This is a genomic window from Aminobacter sp. J41 (genome assembly GCF_000526635.1).
Lineage (GTDB): Bacteria > Pseudomonadota > Alphaproteobacteria > Rhizobiales > Rhizobiaceae > Aerobium.
Genome location: NZ_JAGL01000067.1, coordinates 1 through 7,229 on the forward strand (window position 1 = coordinate 1; position 7,229 = coordinate 7,229).

The 7,229-nt window shown below is 61.3% G+C and carries 10 protein-coding genes; 7 read left to right on the plus strand and 3 right to left on the minus strand.

What is annotated here, in order from left to right; genetic code table 11:
* Positions 1-386, plus strand: a 386-nt coding sequence (locus L630_RS21960) for an IS630 family transposase (protein WP_051473398.1), incomplete at its 5' end; no start/stop codon positions are given.
* A gap of 63 nt (positions 387-449) precedes the next feature.
* On the opposite strand, the gene L630_RS23605 is transcribed toward L630_RS21960, so the two are convergent.
* Together L630_RS23605 and L630_RS0120040 are read right to left on the minus strand one after the other, a co-directional pair.
* A complete protein-coding gene (locus tag L630_RS23605; protein ID WP_348602484.1) occupies positions 450-650 on the minus strand; it encodes a nuclear transport factor 2 family protein in 201 nt (66 codons plus the stop codon).
* 229 nt (positions 651-879) lie between these two features.
* Positions 880-1,323 (minus strand): SRPBCC family protein, encoded by a 444-nt coding sequence (locus L630_RS0120040; RefSeq protein ID WP_024849965.1) that lies wholly within the window; start codon positions 1,321-1,323, stop codon positions 880-882.
* On the opposite strand from L630_RS0120040, the gene L630_RS0120045 reads away from it, so the two are divergent.
* Entirely contained in the window at positions 1,322-1,639 is a 318-nt protein-coding gene (locus L630_RS0120045) for a helix-turn-helix transcriptional regulator (protein WP_024849966.1), read from the plus strand. The genes L630_RS0120040 and L630_RS0120045 overlap by 2 nt on opposite strands.
* Here the strand turns inward: L630_RS0120045 and L630_RS0120050 are convergent.
* Positions 1,584-2,825: a flavin-dependent oxidoreductase gene (locus tag L630_RS0120050; protein ID WP_024849967.1), complete on the minus strand. Its 1,242-nt coding sequence runs from the start codon at positions 2,823-2,825 to the stop codon at positions 1,584-1,586. The two genes, L630_RS0120045 and L630_RS0120050, sit on opposite strands and share 56 nt — an antisense overlap.
* Positions 2,826-3,278: 453 nt before the next feature.
* Here L630_RS0120050 and L630_RS0120055 point away from each other — a divergent pair, with 453 nt between their 5' ends.
* From L630_RS0120055 to L630_RS23040, 5 genes are all read left to right on the plus strand, one after another.
* Positions 3,279-4,289, plus strand: a complete 1,011-nt coding sequence (locus L630_RS0120055; protein ID WP_024849968.1) for a nucleoid-associated protein — start codon at positions 3,279-3,281, stop codon at positions 4,287-4,289.
* Positions 4,279-5,484 carry a hypothetical protein gene (locus L630_RS0120060; RefSeq protein ID WP_024849969.1) on the plus strand — a complete coding sequence of 402 codons (1,206 nt, stop codon included), beginning with the start codon at positions 4,279-4,281 and terminating at the stop codon, positions 5,482-5,484. Before L630_RS0120055 ends, L630_RS0120060 begins: the two co-directional genes overlap by 11 nt.
* A gap of 451 nt (positions 5,485-5,935) precedes the next feature.
* Positions 5,936-6,769, plus strand: a complete 834-nt coding sequence (locus L630_RS0120070) for a class I SAM-dependent methyltransferase (protein WP_024849970.1) — start codon at positions 5,936-5,938, stop codon at positions 6,767-6,769.
* A 22-nt stretch (positions 6,770-6,791) separates the two neighbouring features.
* Positions 6,792-7,046, plus strand: a complete 255-nt coding sequence (locus L630_RS22710; RefSeq protein WP_084466249.1) for a transposase — start codon at positions 6,792-6,794, stop codon at positions 7,044-7,046.
* A gap of 7 nt (positions 7,047-7,053) precedes the next feature.
* Positions 7,054-7,197, plus strand: coding sequence for a hypothetical protein (locus L630_RS23040; RefSeq protein WP_156941776.1), 144 nt, complete (start codon positions 7,054-7,056; stop codon positions 7,195-7,197).
* Positions 7,198-7,229 lie beyond the last annotated feature (32 nt).

Sequence of the window (7,229 nt, forward strand, 5' to 3'; positions counted from 1 at the left end):
GGTTACGGATGGGCTTTCCGCATGGCCACCGCAAGACCACCACGCTCGTCGCTGGCCTGCGAATGACCGGCATGGTTGCGCCAATGGTGCTGGACGGACCGATCAACGGCGACTGGTTCGAAGCCTATGTCGCGCAGGTCCTGGTGCCCGAGCTGCGCCCCGGCGACGTGGTCATCATGGATAACCTCTCCAGCCACAAGCGGGCCGCCGTGAAGGACAGGATTGAAGCCGCCGGTGCAACCCTGCGCTTCCTCCCGCCATACAGCCCGGACTTCAATCCTATCGAGAAGGCCTTCTCGCGCCTCAAGGNCATGCTCCGAAAGATCGGTGAGCGAACCGTCAGCGGCCTCTGGGACCTGATCGGCAGACTCGTCGATATCTTCTAGCCCGACGAATGCGCAAACTACTTCAGCTCGTGCGGATATGACCCGGAATGATCGAAAACCGCTCTAGTCCGGCAGGGGCGCGGCCTGACCGCCCGTCTTGGCGTAGGCCAGCGCTTCGACGATCCGGCCATCGCGGACATGAACCAGCGTGACCCCGCGCAAGGAGCCTCCGCCGCCGAAATGAAAGCGCCAGCGGATGTTGGCACGGTCGCCCATGACAAGGGTGTCCTCCACCTCGAAGCGGTTTACGCGGTCCTCTGCCATTGCTCTCCAGAAGGCCAGGTTTGGCTCGCGTCCCTTCGTAGCGGATGCCGTCCGGCGCCGGCTGGATCGTTTCCATCACGCAATCCGATCCGACCAGATTGTCGAGCAGTGCCGGTTCGTGTTCCTCGAATGCGCGATTGAAACGGCGGATGATATCGGCTGTGTCGGTCACTTGTATGTCTCCTCCACTGAGGACATTGGCTTCGCGGGGTAGCCGGCTTGCGCGAGGCTACTGGTCCATCTCCGGCTGGACGAGCCGGCCGAGCTTGTCGAGCGTGTCCTGCCAACCGAGATAGCAGGCCTCGCGCGGGATCAGGTCCGGGATGCCCGACTGCTCGATGGTCACCTCGGTGCCGACGGAGACCGGCTTGAAGGTGACGGTGACCAGCATTTCGCCAGGCAGGTTCGGGTCGTCGAAGCGGTCGGTGTAGACGAGCCGTTCGCCGGGTACGACTTCGCAATAGCTGCCACCAAAGGAGTGGCTCATGCCCGTGGTGAAATTGCGGAAGGACATGCGGTGCCCACCGCCCGCCCTGGTATCGAACTCATGCACCGTGCAGAGGAACGCATAGGGCGGCAGCCAGCTGGCAAGCGCATCCGGCTCGACAAAGGCGCGGAAGACCTTTTCGTGACTGGTTGCGAAGAGACGATGGAGGTTCACAGTGCTGGGCATGGTCGTTCCTTTCGACGTGTCGTCGCTTGCCGAACGGGCCGGCATGACCGAGCGTACCTTCCACCGCAAGTTTGCCGCCGCAACTGGCGAGACGTCGGCGCGCTTCGTGGAGATCGCCAGGCTCGACGCCGCGCGCATGCTTCTGTCGCGCGGCAGGTCTCTGAAGTCCGTGGCGGCCGAAGTCGGCCTCTTCCCGCCCGTTCGCCTAACGGGAGCGTTCGAACGCCGCTTCGGCATCGCGCCGCGTCTCTTCCGCTACATCACGGCGAGTTCTGATCGTCAGCTGTCGAAGCCGGCCAGCCTTGATATCCGCTGACGATTGCCTGGCGTTCAGCATGGGGAGCTATCGCGTCGACGTCGACGAATCCTTCGGGCGCACGTGCATCGACCGTGTCGATGACCCGTTCCGGCCCTCCGTTGCGGTTGGACACCACGATCTTCTCCGTCGCGGGCCTGCGCTCGGCATCATAGGCGTCGAGCGCCGCCTCCGCGGAGGAGCGGGATGAGAGGTGATCTGCAAGGCAGCGCGCGTCGAGGATCGCCTGACTCGCCCCGTTCGAGCCCACGGGATACATCGGATGGGCGGCGTCGCCGAGCAGGGTCACCCGGCCGAACGACCACCGCGGCAGTGGATCCCGGTCGCAATTCGGATATTCGTAGAACTCGCCGGTCGCCTCGATTATTGCCGCGGGATCTACGAAGCCGAGCCGGAACCTGTCGCGGACGAAGGGCAGCGCCTCTGCCGCCACGCCGGAGCGGCTCCAGTTCTCAGGTCTCGGCGGGAGGGCGTGGGCTTCGCCGGTCTTTGCCATCACCGCCCAGTTGGTCAGGCGAAGGTCGTCGCGGTCGGGAACTGTCGCGATCGGGTATAAGACGAACTTGGCGAAGTTGCCGCCGGCGATCGCCATGGTCCTGCCGTCGCGCCACAATGGCCAGACCGTGCAACCGCGCCAGAGCATCACGCCGTTCCAGATCGGCGGCCCCTCATCGGGATAAAGCTGCGCACGGACATTCGAATGGATTCCGTCAGCGCCGATGAGCAGGTCGCCAGAAAGCTCGGCGCGGCCGCCCCGGTCCGCAACCTCGATTGTGACGCCGCCATCCGACTGTCGGAACGACTGCACCGTGCATCCCGTTCGAACGGCACTGGGACCCAGCTGCTCGATCACGGCCTTGTGGATGAGGCCGAGGAGCCGTCCGCGATGGATACTGATCTGGGGATGGTCGTGGCCTGCTTCGATGCCGCGCAACTCTTGCCAGACGACCTGCCCGAAGCGGTTGGTATAGAGAAGCTCGCGTGTCCGGATGCCAGCCGCTTCGAGCGCTGGCTGCAGTCCCAAGCTGGCGAGTTCCTTGACCGCATGCGGCAGCATGTTGATGCCGACACCGAGTTCACGGATCTCGCCCGCCCGTTCGAACACCTCGACCTCTACACCGATCCTTTGCAGGAAAAGGGCCGCAGTCAGTCCCCCGATGCCGCCGCCGGCGATCAGTGCTTTCATCGTTTCGCTCTCTAATCTGGATGCCAGGAGAGGCTACCGACCGCGCGCCCTATCGGAAACGACAGAAAGGTCCTGTTTTCTGCCAACCCAACAAGCGACCTACTGACTTTCGGGTTGCGGATAGGATCACGAGTGGCGACTGCCATGGGATCGGATACATTTCGGTAGCTTACCGCTTAGTGGTCCCAAACCGGACAGTCCGGTCTCGGCCCCGACTCCGTCGTTCGCTGCGCCCCGAGTGAACTGCAGGTTTCAGGCGGCGTTGGAACCACTCCGAACGGCGACAAAGGGGTGGAAAGCTGACTGTCCGATATTAGTGCGACGCCCAGAGCGGAAGTGGCATTTGGCAGGCTCGGGCCGGACCCTAACGCGCTGCGCCGGCTAAGGGACCTCCGAGGGCTGGCAATATTCATTGGAATCATGAAAGGATAAGTTGGGGATCGGGAGGTCAACTTGACTGACAATATTTTCAAGGTTGCGATCCATCACTTGGAGCGCAATTCCGAAAACATCTACGAAGTTCATCAGGGGAACGGGCAGCTCGCAGTCAGCGCGACGGCCAAACGCCTTATCGACGAATTGCATAAGCTCTATGCCCGTCGCCCGTCGAAGGCCTATGGCAAGTTCTCCGAAAATACGGCCGACTACCCGACGTCGGTCCGGCTGACCGAATACCTCACCCAGGCGGCGCCTTTTGAAGACACGACGATGGCGTTGATGAATACCTTGGCAAAGGAAGCTCAGGCGCGCGCCGCCTCCGAAGGTGGTCACGTGTTCTTCGCACATTTCCAACGCGACGGCCGGCAATACATCTTGGTCGCGATCGTCAACGACAAGATCAGCGCTGCGTTGACTGATCAAGCTGACCTCCAGGACGTCAAGCACCTCGATGTTGACGGCTACCGTTTCGCCGGCCGAGTGAGCCTTGAGGGGTGGGCGAACAACGAGGAACGGTACGTCAGCTTCTTGAAGGGGAAAGGCAACGTTTCGGAGTACTTCATGGCCTTCCTAGGTTGTGACACCGTCGCTCCCAACCGCGTCGACACCTCTAATATGGTTAAGGCGATCAAGCATTTCGCAGACAGTCGACCGTTCGAACCGGCAGAACGTGCCGAGTTCATGGCTCGCGCGAACGATATTTGCGCTAGGGACTCCAAGGCCGAAAAGCCAGTCAATTTTGCGACTTTGGCGAACGAGTTGTATCCTGATGACCCTGAAGCCCTCGTTGAGGTTCTGGCCGATCCCGATCGAGGCCTAATCGACGGGTTCGTTGCCGATCGTAGGGCGTTGCGTGGTCTGGTGTCTTTCAAGCGTAAGACGTCGAACTGGTCGGTCGAGTTCGAACGCGCGGCGCTGAATTCTGACAAGGTCCGGTATGATCCGGAAGCGAACAGTATCATCCTTTTTGATGTGCCCGATGATCTTCGCAACGAACTACTGGCGGAGATAGCGGATGGTGAATGACGCCATCACCTGGACGGACCTTCTGGAAATATACCAGAACTCCGTCTGGGTTGATGACCAAATAGCGATCCTTAACGTTGTCAACGACGACATCAAAAGGACGCTAGAGCTCGTCGAGACTTCCGATCGCGCCTATCACGAGGCCGACATCGCCCTGCAGGACGACACGGCGCAACTCACAGTCGGTTCCAACGTCGAAGTGCGTGTAGGTTCACCCCACCGCAGCCTAGGCTTATTGGTTAAGGATTGGGACGCGTTCCTCGCCTCCTCTTTCTCCAGAATGCGGGAGCCATCGGCCTTCTTCATCCGTTCCGATAAGACCCACAATGCCACTCATCCTCCTACTGAGGCGCTTCTCCAATATCGGTCGACTCTGAAGCTAGTGAAGCTGCTCTCGGAATCTGCGCTCTTCGCCGACGAGCAGCAGGCCAAGCTCGTGTATTTTGCCGACGCTCGCATCGAAGTGCCGGTAAAATTTACCGCGAAAGATCTGCGCTCCATCGATTCCGCGCAGGTCGACCTATTGGAGAAGGCCCTCCAAGGTGAGGTCCACGCGGAACAGCGCCTCGGTATCCTGGCCGATGCAGTGGTGGAGCTTGTCACCAGTCAGAGCGCTGCCGGTCGCTTTCATTATCTGATGCAGAACGTCGACGAGCTCGCCCGTCGGGTCAACGACGGGTACCGACTGTTCGCGTCGAGCTTCTCTTACTCAAAAATCCGCAGCGAACTGGAGAAGACCCAATCCGAGTACGTAGCCCGGATCCACAAGACTTTCAGCGACATCCAAGGCCAGCTTCTGGTTCTGCCAGTGGCATCCGTCGTTGTCGCCACGCAACTGAAAGCACCAACCGGCTGCGGCCCCGAGCTCTTGGCCAACGTTGCCGTAGTCTGCGGTGCCTGTCTCTTCGCCGCCTTGCTCATCGCCTCCTGCATCAATCAATGGATGACGCTCACCGCGATATCGAGAGAGATCAAAGGCCAGAGGACTAGGCTCAACGCCGAGTTCAGCGAGATCAAAGACCTCTTTGCCGACAGTTTCGATGCTCTCAATCGCCGGATCTGTTGGCACAGGTTTATAATGACCCTCATTATCGTCCTGTGCGTGGTTGCTGCCGGCTTCACGGTACGGGCCTATGTCGTGCTCACGAATGTTGATGCATGGTCGTGCTTGGTCAGGCACGCGGCCACATCGTAGTGTATGGCCACCGTCAGCCAGACGAACGGTTGCTGCTAGGGCTGACCGTTTGAATCAGACGCTCCCGGGAGAACGTCCGGTTTCAGGTTACTCTCTGCAACTTGCCAATGGCCGAGATGGCGTCGCTAACGGAAGAGGCAATGCTTGCCTGCAGGCCTATCACGAGTGGAGCTTACCGCCAGGTGTTCCCCAAGACCGGACCGGCCTTTTCCGGCCCCAGCTGCCTAGACGAACGCTTCCATATGCAAATGGCGGAGGGACTCGGGCTGGAAAGCTAAGTGACAGGTTCAGGCAGCGACGTTGAGACAACCAACCCGTCCAGCAGAAAGCTCAAGAGTAGACCACGTGATTGGAAGTTCAGCCCATGTGAAGAGCCGCGGCGTTCGGGAGTGACAGCCCGGCAAGACTGCTGCAGGATGAGCTGTGAGTGCCGCGGCAGGACTTGCCCTCTATGCCAACGAACGATCCAAATCTCTGGGGCGCAGGTGACGCCTATGAAAGGTACATGGGGCGGTGGAGCCGTCAGGTTGCGCCAATCTTCACCAAGTGGCTCGACCTAGCCCCTGGCGCGCGATGGATCGACATAGGTTGCGGCACGGGCGTCCTTACCTCAACGGTTCTCGCCACCTGCGAACCTGCCGAGGTGGTTGGCATCGACAATTCGGATGCGTTCCTGCGATCGGCGAGCGCCATGGTGGCGGACCCGCGCGTGTCGTTCATCCACGGCGATGCGCAGGCGGTCCCTCAACCCGACGGCAGGTTTGACGTAGCCGTCTCAGGGCTGGTGCTGAACTTCGTGCCGGACAAGAACGCAGCTGTTCGCGAAATGGCGCGAGTCGTGCGCCCTGGCGGGACCATTGCCTTGTACGTCTGGGACTATGCCGGACACATGCAGGTGATGCGCACATTCTTCGACGTTGCGACAGCCCTGGACCCGAAGGCGCTTGAGTACGACGATGGCGTGAAGGCGCCGATCTGCCGGCCCGGGCCGCTGAGCGATCTGCTCGAACGTAATGGGCTCCTGGATGTTGAGGTCCGCGCAATAGACGTTCCGGCCGCCTTCGACAGCTTCGAAGATTACTGGTCGCCTTTCCTGGGCGGCACCGGGTCGGCGCCCAGATACTGCGCCTCCCTCGAAAATGAGGCGCGAGAGCATCTCAAGGGTGAAATCCAGCGTCGACTTCCAATCGGTCCTGACGGCGAGATTCTGCTAGCCATACGCGCGTGGGGTACCCCTCCGGTGAAGGCCGCCTTGCGGGCTGAGGGCGNACGTCGGAAGTCCTAGGGATAATCCTAGGAGTAGCCCTATGACGATGCCGCGGGTGGAGGTGATCACGTCGGTCGAGAGACGCCGCCGCTGGTCGCGTGAGGAGAAGGAGCGCCTGGTCGCGGCGTCGCTTGAGCCTGGCGTGTCGGTTTCGGAAGTCGCGCGATCGGCGGGCATTCACGTCAGCCAGCTCTTTCGATGGCGCAAGGAGCTGTGCGATCGGGTCGATACCGGTTCATCGCAATTTGGTCCCGGTCGAGATCGTTCCTGCCGCTGCCATACCGCCCGCCGTTGAGGCGGCGGTGCCATCGGCGTCTCCCGGCCGCAGTCGCCGCAAGAGCGGCATCATCGAGATCGAGCTTGGCGGCGGGCGCCGTGTCCGTGTCGATCGCGACGTGGATGCCGAGGCGCTGCGGCGCGTGCTGGACGCGCTCGGGTCCCGATGATTCCGGTTCCCAGCGGCGTGCGGGTGTGGCTG